The organism is Chitinophaga sp. CF118 (genome assembly GCF_900112615.1).
GTDB lineage: Bacteria > Bacteroidota > Bacteroidia > Chitinophagales > Chitinophagaceae > Chitinophaga.
The window spans coordinates 175,340-190,301 of sequence record NZ_FOMK01000009.1; the positions used below are offsets into that span (position 1 = coordinate 175,340).

A 14,962-nucleotide genomic window follows, 5' to 3' on the forward strand; every position below is an offset into this window, starting at 1 on the left:
ACCCGGCTGCGTACCGGTACAATTGCATTGCTTCTCCTATCTTTGCGGAATAGAAAAATATAGGCCCATGTTGAATAAACAAGTTGCAGACCTGCGTAAAGATTACCGCCTGGCCTCCCTGGATGAGAATGATGTAGCCCGGGATCCCTTAGTACAATTTGAGCATTGGTGGAAAGATGCTATCAAGAGCGAAGTTGATGAATTCAATGCAATGACATTGGCAACGAGCACACCGGATGGGTATCCTTCAGCACGTATTGTATTGCTGAAGCACTTTGATACAAACGGTTTTGTTTTTTTTACAAATTATGAGAGTCGCAAGGGACAGGAAATGGCTGCTAATCCGCAGGTATCATTGCTGTTCTTCTGGCGTGAGCTGGAACGACAGGTGCGTATAGACGGTGTTGTTAGTAAGGTTTCCGCAGCGATGAGTGATGAATATTATAACAGCCGCCCTCCGGGAAGCCGCCTCAGTGCTATTGTTTCACCGCAGAGCAGGGTAGTGCCGCATCGCAGTTTTCTGGAAGAACAGGTGCAGCTATTGGCAGAGAAATATGTGTTGATTGAGCCGGTGCGTCCTGAATATTGGGGTGGGTACGTTGTAAAACCGGTGAAAATAGAGTTCTGGCAAGGACGTAGTAACCGCCTGCATGATCGTTTATTATATAGCCAGGAGGGAAGTGGCTGGAAGATTGAACGGTTGGCTCCCTGATCTCCTATATTGTTTTATACTATAGAAAAAGAGACGGGGACCATAATAATCTCTACTGAATAAGAGATGGGACGATTCGTGGCCAGAGGCTCTTATAAATTACGAATGACCAATTACTGAATACGTTTCGTAAGCAGTAATTGGTCATTCATAATAATGATGTTTTAGGCTTTCTTAGCTGCTGCTGCTGCCTTCGCTGCTGCTGCTTTAGCTGGCTTAGCAGGTCTTGACTTACCGAAAGAGCCACTGAAAATTTTACCTTTTTTGGTTTTGATATCACCTCTACCCATTGTAAACAGTTTGATTTTTTAAAGTATTGTGTGGATGTAACTCCACTAATTTGCTGCAAATTACGCTAATTCGCGTAATTCATGGTAATCTGCACCCAAATTTAGCATAAGATACAGGCAAAAAAAAAGCAAGAAACAGAAGTGTTCCTTGCTTGAATAAGTTAAGCTAACAGACTAAAGCTTGTCGGACAGAGCCTTACCAGCTTTGAATTTAGCAACTTTCTTAGCTTTGATCTTGATGATCTGACCAGTTTGCGGGTTTCTACCGTTACGTGCAGCACGTTTAGAAACGGAGAAAGTACCAAAACCTACTAAAGTTACTTTGCCACCTTTTTTCAAGGTATCAGCAACTGCTTTAGTAAAAGAATCCAGAGCTTCATTAGCCTGGGTCTTTGTGATTGCGGCGTCTTTCGCCAGCTTGTCGATTAATTCGGCTTTGTTCATAGCTAGTAAGATTTAACTAGTTAATTAAAATGTTTGATGTGAGCAAATATAGCGCGTTTTATCAGATTACCAAATTTTTTGAATTTTTTTTAAGCAAAAAACTATCGGCTGAAAGCGCCTACAGGTAACGGTTACAGAAGATTCACCATTGTGTTGACAACGTTGGGTATTACACCTTCATATTCTGAAACTGGCCACTATAGAGTGTTTACCATGGTATTTCTAATAAACGCTGTATATGTTCAAGTATTGTACCAAAGTCTAAATCCCTTATAAACAGTGGATTTCCTGTGGATAAGTTTAACAGTTATACAACCTGCATAACGGTTCTGAATGACACAAACTGGCTCCCGAACAGCTGATACGACAGTTGTCGCAACCTTGGAGCATGTTCTGCGAGATAGGTTTGATAGTTTTCCAGGGTATCCGTAAAGTACTGTATTGAGTAGGTAGGGCCATCATTATCATCCTGCTCCAGCAGCCTGCTGATGCGGTAATCATGAAAAAGACCAGTAGCCATTATTGCCGGAATATGCTCCTGTTTCATCCACTGGAGCCATGCTTCATTGATATTGTTGGTTACTTTTGTAGTGACGTTATAGATAATCATGATGATGAATGATAAATGCTTTACTCTCCTATATGCAGGAAAACAGGGCAATGATCCGAATGTTTCACGTCCTGCCAGATTCTGGCTGCCTGAAGGCGTGGCTGTAAAGGAGCTGTGACATTAATATAATCAATCCGCCAACCTTTATTATTGGCCCTTGCATTAGCCCGGAAGCTCCACCAGCTGTATTGATGTGGTTCGGGATTAAAGTGCCGGAATGTGTCTACAAATCCATTATTAAAAAGCTTATCCATCCAGGCCCTTTCTTCTGGCAGAAAGCCGGTGGAATTCTTATTACCTACAGGATCATGAATATCAATAGGCTTATGGCAGATATTATAATCCCCGCAAACTATCAGGTTAGGTCTTGTAACCCTTAACTGTTCAAGGTATCCGTAAAATTCATCCAGCCACTGATACTTATAGCCCTGGCGTTCATCGCCACTGGTACCGGAAGGAATATAAGTATTGATCAGGGTAATATCTCCAAAATCCAGGCGTATTACCCTTCCTTCTGCATCACTTTGCATAAAACCATTCCCATATTGTACATGGGTAGGCTTTATTTTGGTTAGAACAGCCACACCGCTGTAGCCTTTCTTCTGCGCAGGATACCAGTAATGCTCATAACCAAGTTCGTCGAACTGTTGATGATCTACATTGTCTTTATGCGCTTTGATCTCCTGCAGGCATATAATATCAGCAGGATCTGTACGCAACCAGTCAGTAAAACCTTTGGTCATGGCAGAGCGCAGACCATTAACGTTATAGGAAACAATTCTCATGATCAATATTAATAAATGGTCTACATATCATATTCCAGTACAGGCCGTAACCACTTTTCCGCCTCTTCCACAGTCCAGCCTTTGCGTTCCGCATAATCCACTACCTGGTCTTTTTCGATTTTACCAATCCCGAAATATTTGGACGCAGGGTTTGCGAAATACCAGCCACTCACACTGGAAGCGGGCATCATAGCAAGTGATTCCGTTAATGTGATGCCTGTATTATTGGTAGCATCCAGTAAATCGAACAACTTATACTTCTCAGTATGTTCAGGGCAGGCCGGATAACCGGGAGCCGGGCGTATACCAAGATATTCTTCCTTGATCAGATCTTCTTTGGAAAGATGTTCTTCAGTAGCATATCCCCACCATTCTTTCCTTACACGTTCATGCATAAGTTCTGCAAATGCTTCTACCAGCCGGTCTGCCAGGGCTTTCAGCATAATGCTGCTATAATCATCATGGTCCTGTTTGAATTTCTCCAGCCATATTTCAATGTCATTGCCGGTTGTTACAGCAAAGCCCCCCATATAGTCCTGGATCCCGGATTCTGCAGGAGCAATGAAATCGGCCAGCGAAAAGTTTGGTTGTCCCGGAGCTTTCTTCACCTGTTGTCTCACGCATTCCAGGTTTACTTTACCTCCGCCTGGCTGTGGAGATTCTACTGTAATAGTATCATCTGCGGTTCTGCTGGCGGGGAACAGTCCTATTACTGCATTGGCGGTAAGCCATTTTTCTTCAATAATGCGTTTCAGCATATCCTTTGCATCACTGTAAAGGCGTGTTGCTTCTACGCCTACTATCTTATCCGTCAGGATCTGCGGAAATTTACCGTGCAATTCCCACGAGATGAAGAATGGCTGCCAGTCAATATACTCTGCAATCTCTGCCAGATCGTATGCATGAAATACCTGTATACCCATTTTTTTAGGCTTTACAGGCACAAAACCAGTCCAGTCTGTGATTGCTTTATTCTTACGGGCATCGGCAACAGAAAGAAACTGCTTGGTCGATTTCTTATTCCGGAAGCCCTCATTCAGTTTTTCGTATTCTGAAGTTACTTCTGAGAGGAAGTTCTTTTTAAGTGCTTTATTGAGCAGGCTACCGGTAACAGTTACGCTACGGGATGCATCCAGTACGTGTACTACTCCGTGTTCGTATTCAGAAGCTATTTTCACAGCAGTATGCATACGGGAAGTAGTGGCACCACCTATTAATAAAGGCACATTAAAATTCTGACGTTTCATTTCCCGGGCCACGTGTACCATTTCATCCAGGCTGGGAGTGATAAGACCACTCAGGCCAATAATGTCCACGTTTTCCAGGCGGGCAGTTTGCAGAATTTTGTCTGCAGGGACCATTACGCCCATATCTATAATGTCATAACCGTTACAGCCTAATACGACGCCCACAATATTTTTTCCTATATCGTGTACATCTCCTTTTACTGTTGCCAGTAATATTTTACCTGCAGCTTTTACTACTCCACCGTTTTCGGCCACCATTCTGAGTTTTTCTTCCTCAATGAAAGGGGTTAATACGGCTACGGACTTTTTCATTACACGGGCGCTCTTTACTACCTGTGGCAGGAACATCTTACCACTTCCAAAGAGGTCTCCCACAATGTTCATCCCATCCATAAGGGGGCCTTCTATCACATCCAGCGGGCGGGCGTATTGCAGACGGGCTTCTTCGGTATCAGCATCAATATAATCTGTAATACCGTTTACCAATGCATGGCTCAGCCGTTCCTGCACAGTACCGAGACGCCAGGTTTCATCTTTCTCAATCACTTTACCTTTTGCCTTTACGGTTTCGGCATAAGCAATCAAACGTTCAGTGGCATCTTCGCGGCGGTTGAGGATAGCATCATTACAAAGCTCACGCAGTGTAGGCTCTATCTCATCATAGATCTGGAGCATCCCGGCATTCACAATCCCCATGTTCATACCTTCTTTAATGGCATAATAAAGGAATACGGAGTGCATGGCTTCGCGTACCACATCATTACCACGGAAGGAAAAGGATATGTTACTTACCCCACCGCTTACGCTGGTGAGTGGCATCAGTTCCTTTATTCTGCGGGTAGCGTTAATGAAGTCTACCGCATAGTTATTATGTTCTTCTATACCGGTAGCAATGGCAAATATGTTAGGATCGAAGATGATATCCTGTGGATCGTAACCCACTACTTCTGTAAGGATTTTATAAGCGCGGTGACAGAAACTCACTTTTTTCTCTTCGGTATCTGCCTGTCCGTATTCGTCAAAAGCCATTACCACTACGGCAGCACCAAAGCTTTTACAGATGTAAGCCTGTTCAATGAACTTCGCTTCTCCTTCTTTCAGGCTGATGGAGTTCACGATACATTTACCCTGCAAGCATTTAAGTCCGGCTTCAATGATGCTGAATTTACTGGAATCGATCATTACCGGAATCCTGGAGATATCCGGTTCTGAAGCCAGCAGGTTAAGGAAGGTGGTCATGGCCACTTCTCCGTCGAGGAGGGCGTCGTCCATATTCACATCCAGGATCTGCGCGCCGTTTTCTACCTGTTGGCGGGCCACGGACAATGCTTCTTCATATAAGCCTTCCCTTATCAGGCGGGCAAATTTTTTAGAACCAGTAACGTTGGTACGTTCGCCTATATTCAGGAAATTGGTTTCCGGCCTTACCACCAGTGGTTCCAGCCCACTTAGTCGCAGGTAAGGTCTGATGATTTTTTTATCGTCCTGCAAAATATCTTCGGTAGTTATTGTTTCACTCATTTGTTGCTGTGGTAATTAGAGGAGTTCTCCTATTAAACAGTTTACTGCCGGCAATCTCAGCCGGGGACAGTGTTTACGCAAGTCCGGCTACAAGCACGGGCAACTTTCTTGGTCGTATTGTTTTAACATGTTCGGCCATATGACGTATGTGATCTGGTGTGGTTCCACAGCAGCCACCTACAATATTTACAAAACCTTCCTGTGCAAAATCCTGTATAATATGTGCTGTCTGATCGGGAGTTTCGTCATATTCACCGAAGGCATTAGGTAAGCCGGCATTAGGGTAGCAGCTTACATTACATGCGGCAATCTGTGACAATTCTTCTATATAAGGTCGCATCTGTTCACCACCCAATGCACAGTTAAGCCCTACTGAGAAAGGTTTTACATGCATTACTGAAATATAGAAGGCTTCCAGTGTTTGCCCGCTCAGTGTTCTGCCGGATGCATCCGTGATAGTACCGGAGATCATTACGGGCAGTTCCGGCTGGTTAATATCGCGGAAGTATTTCTTGATAGCATGAATAGCAGCTTTGCTATTGAGTGTATCGAAGATCGTTTCAATCAACAGGATATCTACGCCACCTTCATGAAGTCCTTTGACCTGCTCATAATAGGCACTTTCAACCTCATCAAAATAAACAGAGCGGAATCCGGGATTGTTCACATCCGGAGAAAGAGACAATGTTTTATTCATTGGCCCTATAGCACCTGCCACAAACCGGGGCTTGTCGGGCGTTTTAAGAGTATATTCTGCTGCTGCTTTTTTTGCAATCCGGGCGGCGGCTACATTCATTTCAAACGCAAGGTGCTGCATGTCATAGTCTGCCATAGCAATCACGGTGCTGCTGAAGGTATTGGTTTCAATAATATCCGCGCCTGCCTCCAGGTATTCCTTATGGATATCTTCGATAATCTGGGGTTGTGTAAGACAGAGCAGGTCATTATTACCTTTCACATCGGAGTGATGGTTTTTGAAGCGGTCTCCCCTATAGTCCTCTTCTTCCAGCTTGTAGCGCTGAATCATGGTACCCATGGCCCCATCAATAATCAAAATGCGCTCTGCTGCGCACTGGGATAATGATTTCATATTTTTAATGCGTTTATTAGTTACAGTTGATGTACCGAAGGTCGAACAATAAACAAATCCACCTGCGGAAGCATTGCAAAGGTAGTTAATAATTGTCTATAAACTAGGAGTATAGCCCATCATAGCCTGTTAGCATCTGCATTTTACAATTATCAGAGAAAAAACTAAAATTTTGTTTAGAAACTAAAAGTCTACTATATTTGTAGGGTAATAGGAAGTTAATCTTCCGCAATGAAAATTACTATGGAAAAAAAGGTTCAACAATCAGTAAGCTGTTCCGCTACCTCGTGTACACAGCCAGCATATATCATGTGTTTATACAGGATGTAATATTAAAGAGCACCCACCATTGCCCGATTAGTTTATTTTAAATTCATTAATAACTATGAGTATCTCTAAGCATGTAAAGAGCTTACAGAAACATCTCGCGCAATTTGGATTATACCAGGTACCGGAAAAGAATACAGATGAAGAGTCTGCAATTTTTAAGATATGTTTTCTAAACCATAACGAGATGCAGCGCTGGAAAGAATTAAATGAGCGCAAAGACAATCACAATGAATTATTACCATTAAAAAACAAAAACTAGAAACCAGCCATTACCTTTTTCATAACGTGGAATTACAGGTTAAACACAAACGGGTGTTATTTAACACCCGTATTATTCTTTAAGCTGAATGAATAATACAGGAAATGTATTAAGCATTCAGCTTATTACTATCTGACTATTTCTGCACGTAATTTTCCAGCGGTAGCCTGTTGGAGATAGACCTGGCCAGGGTCATTTCATCTGCATATTCCAGCTCACCGCCAAAGGCAATACCACGGGCAATAGTAGTAATCTTTACAGGTGATTCTTTCAGTTTTTTTGAGAGATAATAAATTGTAGTATCTCCTTCTATTGTTGGGCTCAGTGCCATTATCACTTCTTCTACACCTTGCTGCTGTACCCTTTCTACCAGAGAATAAATATTCAGTTGCTCCGGACCAATGCCATCAATAGGAGAGATGATGCCTCCTAATACATGATATACTCCGTTAAACTGCTGGGTACTTTCTATGGCCATTACGTCGCGTATAGTTTCTACCACGCATACCATTGCCTTGTTCCGTGAAGGACTGGCGCAGATACTGCACACCTCTTCGTCGGATACGTTATGACATACCTTGCAGAATTTGATCTGCTGCCGCATGCGGGTAACCACTTCGCCAAATAATTTCACCTGGCCGGGATCCTGTTTCAAAAGATGTAATACAAGCCGTAATGCTGTTTTCTTGCCAATGCCCGGCAACCGGGCAAATTCATTTACCGCATTTTCTATCAGGGCTGAAGAAAAGATCATATCACAAAGTTAAAAAAATGTGCTGATGTATGATACAGCAGCACATTTCTAGCCTTTCCGGCTGTTAGAGAGTGAGGCGTATAGGTACACCCCAGTTAGCTTTTATATTTTCTTTTTTAGGAAAGCTCACTACTCTTTCCGGTTGCTTTTTAGGCGTTCCGTAATACACACCACGATCCCACTTTCCATTATTATTGGTATCCAGCAGGATCCATACTTCATACTCCCCGGGCTGGATCCTTTTCTGTGTCCAGCCGCCATTCACGAGCTTCCCTGAATATTTAACCTCTTTATCCTTGATCAGTTCTGCTACATAATGCATCGTATCACTCACCGCAGCTTTGGTGCTGTCGCTTAGCTGAAGCGTTACCATAGCTTTGCCATAATCAGATTCTTTCTTTGATACGAATTTGATTGTATCCGCTTTGGTTAATTGTAATCCCGTGCTGTCCGAAAGGGATTCTTTCGGGATGATCAGCCTATAAGGAGTGCCTTCTTTCCAGTCATACGCAATAGAAAGTTTTGTACGTGTGGAATCGAAAGATGTCACAAATTTGACTGGTGTATTGATTGTATCCTGTGTTAACTGGAAGGTAGTACTATCAAATTTCGTTATCCGTTCGTTGAAGGTAATAAGCAGAGGCTGTCCAAGTTCCTGATGTGCGTCTACGAGCACTGGAGTAACAGTCAGCCGGCGTTTCTTCTTTTTCTCCTTCTCCTTCTCTTTTTCTTTCTCTTTATTATCTTCTTCCGGTGGTGGTTCATTCCCCATCTCTCCCGGCTTTTTCAGCGTGCTGTCCTGTTCCAGGAATAACAACAATGGGAGGTCGTTGATATTCTTTTCCCGGATCCGCACCAGGCTGTCTGCAAAGGCGATCAGCTCTGCAGGCTGATTGTATTGAAGGTCTTTATCTTCTTCTTTCAATGCAAACAGCTTATAATCGCCGGGAGCCAGATTTTTGAACCAAAAACCGCCGTTCCCTTTAGAACGGGCATAATATACCGGTTTTTCCTTAGATACTACAGAGTCCTGACTATGCCGATACATCATCACCGATACATTACTGTCCGGTTTTCCTGTTTCAGCATCAATAATAAATCCCTTTACCTGGAGGGAATCAAGATAATCGCCTGTAGATACTACATACGAGTATTCCTTGATAGGATTACGCTCATTGATATCTCTGATGGCATCAGAGAAGTTAAAGGTATAAGTAGTATTGGCTTCCAGTGTATCCTTGATCACCATCGTTACGGTGTGCAGCTTGGATGTTACTGTAGGCGTACGTTTGAGCGTGGGTGATACAATCAGTTTCTCAAAAATATTATCCAACTCCACATACTCATCAAAGGTGAGCACTACTTTCTTGCTTTTGAAATGCAGGGTTGAATCCAGTGGATTGGCACTTACTATTCTGGGAGCTGTTGTATCCTTGGGCCCACCGCTAGGTGGTACTATGTTGGCACAGCGGGGGAATAAAAGTATGCAGCTACCTATTATTAACAGCCAGGAAGCCCAGCCACGAAAGTTTTGATTCATTTTCATTTTATTATTCCGAAAACCGGCACCAAAGATCAAATTCCAAACAGTAAAATCCAAATTCCCTGCAAGGGTACGTCAAAGCCTTTATCTATGGGACCGACTCAAACTCATCCCTATAAATACTGTCCCTAAAAGCCTCTCACATCTTTTCAAATGTATGAGCGAAGCTCACAAGGCCAAACACTTATTTATTTACATGCAAATCATTCTCTTTCACAAAGTTGCACCAGCGACAGTTCTCCTTCCCACATCCTGTATAAAAGTCTTTTTGCCGGATCTTATCCCAGGTAGTTATAATCTGCTGGGTAACAGTAGTAACATCGGCGGCTGTAATAATCACCTTTTCTTTATGATATACATTCTCAGCGTCAGGTTCAATAAAGTCGAATTCCGTGCTAACTACCTGCCAGTTCTTTTGCTGGTAATTATCCAGCAAAATCTTGTAAAATACTGCCTGTCTCCAATAATCGCCCCCTTGGGGATTATACTCCCCGGGTGGGTCAAGTTTGTGATATTTTTTAACTGCCTTTTCATAACTACCACTTTTGTAATCCACCAGGTTCACTTTGTTCCCGTCAAATTCAAGCTTATCCAACTTCCCTTTCAGGGGAACTCCGCTTACTGAAACATTACGGATATTGCGTTCCACGCTCACAACCTTGTTCCATGTATGAATGTATGTGTTGTAATAATTGGTAAGGATATTCCTGCCATGCGCTATTCTGTATTCAAAAGCTTCCCGGGTAAAGTATTCCCTGTTACGGGTCATGCTCTCAATAAAGTCTGCTATAAATTCCTCTATTGATGGAAACTCATTAAGTGCGTTGTCCTGCATTTTCTGAAACAGCTTTTCTACAGCATAATGTATTGCGGAACCAAACTCCATACTTTCAGAGCGCCCGGCAGGTACACGTATCAGGCTTTTGTAGAAAAATCCCAGCGGGCAATCGAGATAGTTATTGAGTGCCGTTACATTCATCACAAAGCCGGACACCAGTTTGTCTATGAACAGCGGGTCCATAGCGGCAATTTCAGGTGCCAGCAATTTCACTGCATCAGGTAGTTCGTAGCGGTCGACCAGATCTACTTTGTCAATAAAGGAAGCAAGGGTAAGATCTGAGTTTTCATTGATTAAAGCAGTAAGCTCAGAAAGCAATTCTTTTTCCGGCAATTTAAGTATACGTTCCTCATTTATAATGAGGCTGAACAGTTGTGGCAGTGGCAGATGGGCTGCTTCTTTAATCCAGTATTCCAGTAATGGGCTCAGTTCCATCATAGCTTGTTCCGCTGCCGGGGTAAACAGTGTAAGTGCCTGGGAATGATGCCATTCCCGGAGATACTGCCGGAGAGATACTTTATCTCTGTAACCTTTTTCCGCTACCCGACGGCTTACTTTAATCACTTCTGCAGTGGGGATATTGTAAAAATCGTAATGCAGAATATAGAAAAGGAGTTCATCTCCACTATGGGATGTATCCAGTTCTGCTGCCAGGTACCGCATGATAGTCAGTATTTTACGTACAAGCGGCTGTTTTAGTAATTTGATATGAGCTTCACTTAAAGAATTATGGGACATGATTATATTTGAAGATATAAGCCTTGGCAGACGAAATATAAAGTTATGGGAAAATATATCGTTTACAGTATTAGTACCTTGTTAAATGTCAGCACTGATGTTCAGATAATCCGCCCTTTGCCGGCTGGCAAAAGAGTTGACCATTCATGATTTAATATCTATCTTAGTTCAGGTTAAACCTATAACATTTGCAGGACACAGCTGTTCATATCGACGATGATATACTAACTGAGCGCCTGATAGCCGGCGATCCCGGCGCCAGGGAATTTATATATGATCATTACGGTCCTGCCTTATTTAATATTATCCTCCAGGTTACTGCTGATAATGAAAAAGCAGAAAACGTTCTTATCCAGCTTTTCGTATATATTTTCAGCGATTGCATCGCATACAGGGAATCTGGTGATATTACCCTGTTTGGCTGGATGATGCGACTATCACGGCAAATGGCCCTGAAGTACACAGGAGCAGAGGTGCCGGGAGAAAATGGATTGATGTTAAAGAACCGTAGTTTATTACTTCGTTTTACAATGGGTTTGCCTGAAGGAATGCAAACCATATTCCGTCTTTGCTATTACAAAGGATTATCAAAAGAAGCTGTAGCCCGTATGCTTGGATTGCATACGGATGAGGTAGTTTGTCAGTTAAAGGAAGTGATGATTGCATTCAGAAAATTCTTAAATAGTTAATTGAAACTTCATCATTACATAGAAAGCGGTATTATAGAAAGTTATGCTCTCGGACTCGCTACCATGAGCGAAATAGAAGAATTGCAGCATATGAGAAAGCTGTATCCGGAGTTGAACACCGAAATACGGATGGTTGAGCGCAGGTTAGAAATGGTGGCTTTAACAGAAGGTGTAATGCTTCCTGTAAGACTGAAAGACAGAATATTTCAGCGTATTGACTGGGAGCAGCAAGATAGAAACACTGAAAAAGGTAACCCCAGCCTGACTTTTATAAATATAGAATCAAAAAACCGGGACTATATTACCGTACACAAATGGTGGAAACTCTTCTTTATCATGACATTCATAGTCTCTAAAGTGTGCCTGTTTGCTGCTATTTACTTCTACCTTAAATATCAGCAGTCAAAAGAGAAGAAAACGCCCCATGTAGAACAGCATATTCCGGTAAAATAACCTCAGAATGCCGGAAAACAGCTACTAATATTTATTTGTTGTAACAATAATCTATTCATTATCAAGCTGATAAAAAGCCTGTTATAATAATGTTTGGTTTTATTTGGAAATGAATTAAGTTAATTTGACATTTGAAAGTCGGATTACTACTAAGGAAGTGTTGACCTTGATACTCAAAATCATAACCATTTATTACGAATACTATCTTGGACCTTGACGATTACATAGAAAGTGGCATTATAGAAAGCTATTTGCTTGGCCTTGCTACCCGCGATGAGGTAGTGATGTTTGAACGTATGCGGAATATTTATCCCCAATTGAATGGGGAGATAGCTACTGTTGAATATAAACTGCAAAAAATAGGAGAAGAGGGCGGCATGGCTCCTCCTGCACAGGTGTGGAACAGGATAGCAGAAAGAATTCAATGGGAGGATATTACCAGCAGAAAACCTGCCCCTAACGGTTTCACATATGTTTTACAACCTCAGAACGATGGAAAGACTACCAGTATCTGGTGGCGTTGTGTTTTCATCATGCTGTGTATATTAGTGGTGGCCCTGATGGCCAGTAATGTTTATTTTTATCAGAAATATTCCCGGCTGGAGCAGCGCTTACTGCATTTACATCCTCTCTCTCAACCTGTAATGCCGCCAATGAGTAAATAATTGAAAGTCTATTTTGGTACATTTCTTGTCTTTCCTCATCTTGCGCCGGTAAACGGTTGTGTTACTGACATCTTAACGTTAAATTATTTGTACATGAAACATCTTACACTTGCTGCATTATGCCTGGTGGCAACAATTTTTACTATATCCTGCAAAACTCAATCCGGAGCCAGCACTACACAAAGTATTACTAAAGGAGCCGTGAAAGGAAACTGGATTGTTACCGATATCCGGTTTGAAGGCATTCCCGCACATTCTAAAGTGACTGTTTTTGATCAGGCATCTTTCAGTTGTTTTAAAGGAAGCCAGTGGGTATTACCTTCCAACGCCAATGGCTCTTATACTTTATCTTCTACTGATGATGGTTGCAGTACTGCCACACAGCCTATTGTATGGTCATTATACAAACAGAACGGGATAGATCAGTTCCAGTTCAAGAAAGTAGGTACAGGTCTGAAAGCAAAAAATGTAACAGATGGTTACAGAGTAGAAATCAGCTCACTGAGCAATACGACTATGGAGTGGAGAGCAGCTGTATATTATGAAGGCAAGAACGGCTACCTTATCTATACATTACAACGTAGCTAATAAAATAAGCAAAATGTTAAGCGCTTAATGTTTCATGCAAATGCATGCGACATTAAGCGTTTTGCGTTATAGTGCCTGCATTTTGCCGGGCAAAACGCATAAAGAGCTGAGCTAATTTATCCTGCTGACCCTGGAGATGGATAAAATGAAACTTGCGCACCAACCGGAAATTCTTCACTGGCAAGATTTTAAACTCACCCGCTTCAAGTTCCCTTTTTACTGCCTGCAAAGATAAAAAAGCAGCACAGGGTGCATGATGCAGATACGATTTAATACTTTCAGTACTGCCCATATACATGGCTATGTGCAAGTCTGTTAATTTAAGTTTAAGCCGTTTCAATTCATCTGTGATCACTTCCAGTGTACCTGAGCCCTGTTCCCGCATCAGCAGGGGAATAGTTTTTAATGTTGCGGCAGTTAACGGCATATTATCTCCGTATGTATAATTTACATTACCGATCAGTGCGATCTCGTCTTTGGCAAACTCTACATACTTTAAAACAGGATTTTTAGAGCGCCCTTCTATCAGGCCTAACTGGATCGTTTTATCAAACAGTGCCTGTTCTATCTGTTCCGTATTTCCGCTCATCAGTGAGGCAGTTATATCTGTATAACGCAGGTTAAACTGTGCCAATACCGGCGGTATAAAGTACTGTGCAATGGTTGTACTGGCACCTAGAGGAAGCAGGCCTCCCTGGGCATGTTTTAATTGATTGATCTCATATTCCAGGTTGCGGTAGCTGGTAAAGATATCATCTGCATGTTTGAGAAGGATTTGCCCGGCACGTGTAATTTTGATCCGGTTACCGATCCTTTCAAACAAAGCCATACCCAGCTGTTGCTCCAGTTCATGAATATGTTTGGTAACAGCAGGCTGGGAGATAAATAATTCTTCTGCAGCTTTGGTGAAGCTGAGTCGCCTGGCAACCGTATAGAAAACTTTTAGCCTGAAATCCAACATGCGTTAAATGTACGAAATAATGAAGATGGGAAAATTGAATGAGGGTGCCTCAAAGATATGATGCACCCTCATTAATGCTTTCAGCATTCTCTTCACGAAAGAAAATTATTGTTTAGGTGCCGCGTCCTTATTCGCTTTGTAGCGTTTATCAGGCGTACCGTCTTTTTTCTTTGGACCTTCAGTTGGTTTGTTTTCTTTGAAACGTTTGTCGGGCGTACCATCTTTTTTCAATGGTTTTGCTGTGGCAGCCGGAGTTGCTTCGGCTTTCTGCTCAGTCTTGGCTTTCTCCTTCTTAGTTGGTTTTGCAGTGGCAGGTGCTTGCGCCATAGATGCAGAGGCGAATATCAACAATGCGAGGATTCCCGTAAGGAACTTTTTCATAATCAATTGATTTTGCTGAAAAATTAATGATTTTTTTGAAGATAATTGTTACTAATACGCAGTA

At 42.3% G+C, this 14,962-nt stretch carries 17 protein-coding genes; 6 read left to right on the plus strand and 11 right to left on the minus strand.

Going from position 1 to position 14,962, the window contains the following annotated elements:
- Positions 1-67: 67 nt before the first annotated feature.
- Positions 68-712 carry a pyridoxamine 5'-phosphate oxidase gene (pdxH, locus tag BM176_RS26095; protein ID WP_218162285.1) on the plus strand — a complete coding sequence of 215 codons (645 nt, stop codon included), beginning with the start codon at positions 68-70 and terminating at the stop codon, positions 710-712.
- Between the two features lie 164 nt (positions 713-876).
- On the opposite strand, the gene BM176_RS26100 is transcribed toward pdxH, so the two are convergent.
- From BM176_RS26100 to BM176_RS26125, 6 genes are all read right to left on the minus strand, one after another.
- Positions 877-1,002, minus strand: coding sequence for a 30S ribosomal protein THX (locus tag BM176_RS26100; RefSeq protein ID WP_090107323.1), 126 nt, complete (start codon positions 1,000-1,002; stop codon positions 877-879).
- A gap of 174 nt (positions 1,003-1,176) precedes the next feature.
- A complete protein-coding gene (locus tag BM176_RS26105; protein WP_029465307.1) occupies positions 1,177-1,446 on the minus strand; it encodes an HU family DNA-binding protein in 270 nt (89 codons plus the stop codon).
- Between the two features lie 307 nt (positions 1,447-1,753).
- Positions 1,754-2,056, minus strand: coding sequence for a DUF4286 family protein (locus tag BM176_RS26110; protein WP_090107325.1), 303 nt, complete (start codon positions 2,054-2,056; stop codon positions 1,754-1,756).
- 20 nt (positions 2,057-2,076) lie between these two features.
- Positions 2,077-2,841, minus strand: a complete 765-nt coding sequence (locus BM176_RS26115; protein WP_090107327.1) for an exodeoxyribonuclease III — start codon at positions 2,839-2,841, stop codon at positions 2,077-2,079.
- A 20-nt stretch (positions 2,842-2,861) separates the two neighbouring features.
- Positions 2,862-5,609: a methionine synthase gene (metH, locus tag BM176_RS26120; protein ID WP_090107329.1), complete on the minus strand. Its 2,748-nt coding sequence runs from the start codon at positions 5,607-5,609 to the stop codon at positions 2,862-2,864.
- Between the two features lie 73 nt (positions 5,610-5,682).
- Positions 5,683-6,699 (minus strand): homocysteine S-methyltransferase family protein, encoded by a 1,017-nt coding sequence (locus BM176_RS26125; protein WP_090107330.1) that lies wholly within the window; start codon positions 6,697-6,699, stop codon positions 5,683-5,685.
- 385 nt (positions 6,700-7,084) lie between these two features.
- On the opposite strand from BM176_RS26125, the gene BM176_RS26130 reads away from it, so the two are divergent.
- A complete protein-coding gene (locus BM176_RS26130) occupies positions 7,085-7,288 on the plus strand; it encodes a hypothetical protein (RefSeq protein ID WP_090107331.1) in 204 nt (67 codons plus the stop codon).
- A 136-nt stretch (positions 7,289-7,424) separates the two neighbouring features.
- Here the strand turns inward: BM176_RS26130 and recR are convergent, their stop codons facing one another.
- The 3 genes from recR to BM176_RS26145 form a co-directional block, all read right to left on the minus strand.
- Positions 7,425-8,042 (minus strand): recombination mediator RecR, encoded by a 618-nt coding sequence (gene recR, locus BM176_RS26135; RefSeq protein WP_090107333.1) that lies wholly within the window; start codon positions 8,040-8,042, stop codon positions 7,425-7,427.
- Positions 8,043-8,106: 64 nt separating this feature from the next.
- Positions 8,107-9,582 (minus strand): Ig-like domain-containing protein, encoded by a 1,476-nt coding sequence (locus BM176_RS26140; RefSeq protein ID WP_177230552.1) that lies wholly within the window; start codon positions 9,580-9,582, stop codon positions 8,107-8,109.
- 187 nt (positions 9,583-9,769) lie between these two features.
- Positions 9,770-11,161: a PD-(D/E)XK nuclease family protein gene (locus BM176_RS26145; protein ID WP_090107336.1), complete on the minus strand. Its 1,392-nt coding sequence runs from the start codon at positions 11,159-11,161 to the stop codon at positions 9,770-9,772.
- 188 nt (positions 11,162-11,349) lie between these two features.
- Between BM176_RS26145 and BM176_RS26150 the strand changes: the two genes are divergently transcribed.
- From BM176_RS26150 to BM176_RS26165, 4 genes are all read left to right on the plus strand, one after another.
- Positions 11,350-11,850, plus strand: a complete 501-nt coding sequence (locus BM176_RS26150; RefSeq protein WP_090107338.1) for an RNA polymerase sigma factor — start codon at positions 11,350-11,352, stop codon at positions 11,848-11,850.
- A complete protein-coding gene (locus BM176_RS26155) occupies positions 11,851-12,303 on the plus strand; it encodes a hypothetical protein (RefSeq protein WP_143097936.1) in 453 nt (150 codons plus the stop codon). It abuts the gene before it with no gap.
- 206 nt (positions 12,304-12,509) lie between these two features.
- The gene (locus BM176_RS26160; protein WP_090107341.1) at positions 12,510-12,968 is read left to right on the plus strand and encodes a hypothetical protein; all 459 of its coding nucleotides are present in this window, start codon (positions 12,510-12,512) and stop codon (positions 12,966-12,968) included.
- Positions 12,969-13,061: 93 nt separating this feature from the next.
- Complete coding sequence (locus BM176_RS26165; protein WP_090107343.1) at positions 13,062-13,556, plus strand: lipocalin family protein; 495 nt, start codon at positions 13,062-13,064, stop codon at positions 13,554-13,556.
- Positions 13,557-13,608: 52 nt separating this feature from the next.
- Here BM176_RS26165 and BM176_RS26170 read toward each other — a convergent pair whose 3' ends face one another.
- Together BM176_RS26170 and BM176_RS26175 are read right to left on the minus strand one after the other, a co-directional pair.
- Positions 13,609-14,517, minus strand: coding sequence for a LysR substrate-binding domain-containing protein (locus BM176_RS26170; protein WP_090107345.1), 909 nt, complete (start codon positions 14,515-14,517; stop codon positions 13,609-13,611).
- A gap of 105 nt (positions 14,518-14,622) precedes the next feature.
- A complete protein-coding gene (locus BM176_RS26175; protein ID WP_090107351.1) occupies positions 14,623-14,898 on the minus strand; it encodes a hypothetical protein in 276 nt (91 codons plus the stop codon).
- Positions 14,899-14,962: the final 64 nt, after the last annotated feature.

Bases quoted from the DNA above. Each gene is read 5' to 3' on its own strand.
- BM176_RS26115 (WP_090107327.1), bottom strand. From the start codon at position 2,841: ATGAGAATTGTTTCCTATAACGTTAATGGTCTGCGCTCTGCCATGACC.
- metH (WP_090107329.1), bottom strand. From the start codon at position 5,609: ATGAGTGAAACAATAACTACCGAAGATATTTTGCAGGACGATAAAAAA.
- BM176_RS26125 (WP_090107330.1), bottom strand. From the start codon at position 6,699: ATGAAATCATTATCCCAGTGCGCAGCAGAGCGCATTTTGATTATTGAT.
- BM176_RS26100 (WP_090107323.1), bottom strand. From the start codon at position 1,002: ATGGGTAGAGGTGATATCAAAACCAAAAAAGGTAAAATTTTCAGTGGC.
- recR (WP_090107333.1), bottom strand. From the start codon at position 8,042: ATGATCTTTTCTTCAGCCCTGATAGAAAATGCGGTAAATGAATTTGCC.
- BM176_RS26165 (WP_090107343.1), top strand. From the start codon at position 13,062: ATGAAACATCTTACACTTGCTGCATTATGCCTGGTGGCAACAATTTTT.
- BM176_RS26140 (WP_177230552.1), bottom strand. From the start codon at position 9,582: ATGAATCAAAACTTTCGTGGCTGGGCTTCCTGGCTGTTAATAATAGGT.
- BM176_RS26130 (WP_090107331.1), top strand. From the start codon at position 7,085: ATGAGTATCTCTAAGCATGTAAAGAGCTTACAGAAACATCTCGCGCAA.
- BM176_RS26170 (WP_090107345.1), bottom strand. From the start codon at position 14,517: ATGTTGGATTTCAGGCTAAAAGTTTTCTATACGGTTGCCAGGCGACTC.
- BM176_RS26110 (WP_090107325.1), bottom strand. From the start codon at position 2,056: ATGATTATCTATAACGTCACTACAAAAGTAACCAACAATATCAATGAA.
- BM176_RS26145 (WP_090107336.1), bottom strand. From the start codon at position 11,161: ATGTCCCATAATTCTTTAAGTGAAGCTCATATCAAATTACTAAAACAG.
- BM176_RS26105 (WP_029465307.1), bottom strand. From the start codon at position 1,446: ATGAACAAAGCCGAATTAATCGACAAGCTGGCGAAAGACGCCGCAATC.
- BM176_RS26175 (WP_090107351.1), bottom strand. From the start codon at position 14,898: ATGAAAAAGTTCCTTACGGGAATCCTCGCATTGTTGATATTCGCCTCT.
- pdxH (WP_218162285.1), top strand. From the start codon at position 68: ATGTTGAATAAACAAGTTGCAGACCTGCGTAAAGATTACCGCCTGGCC.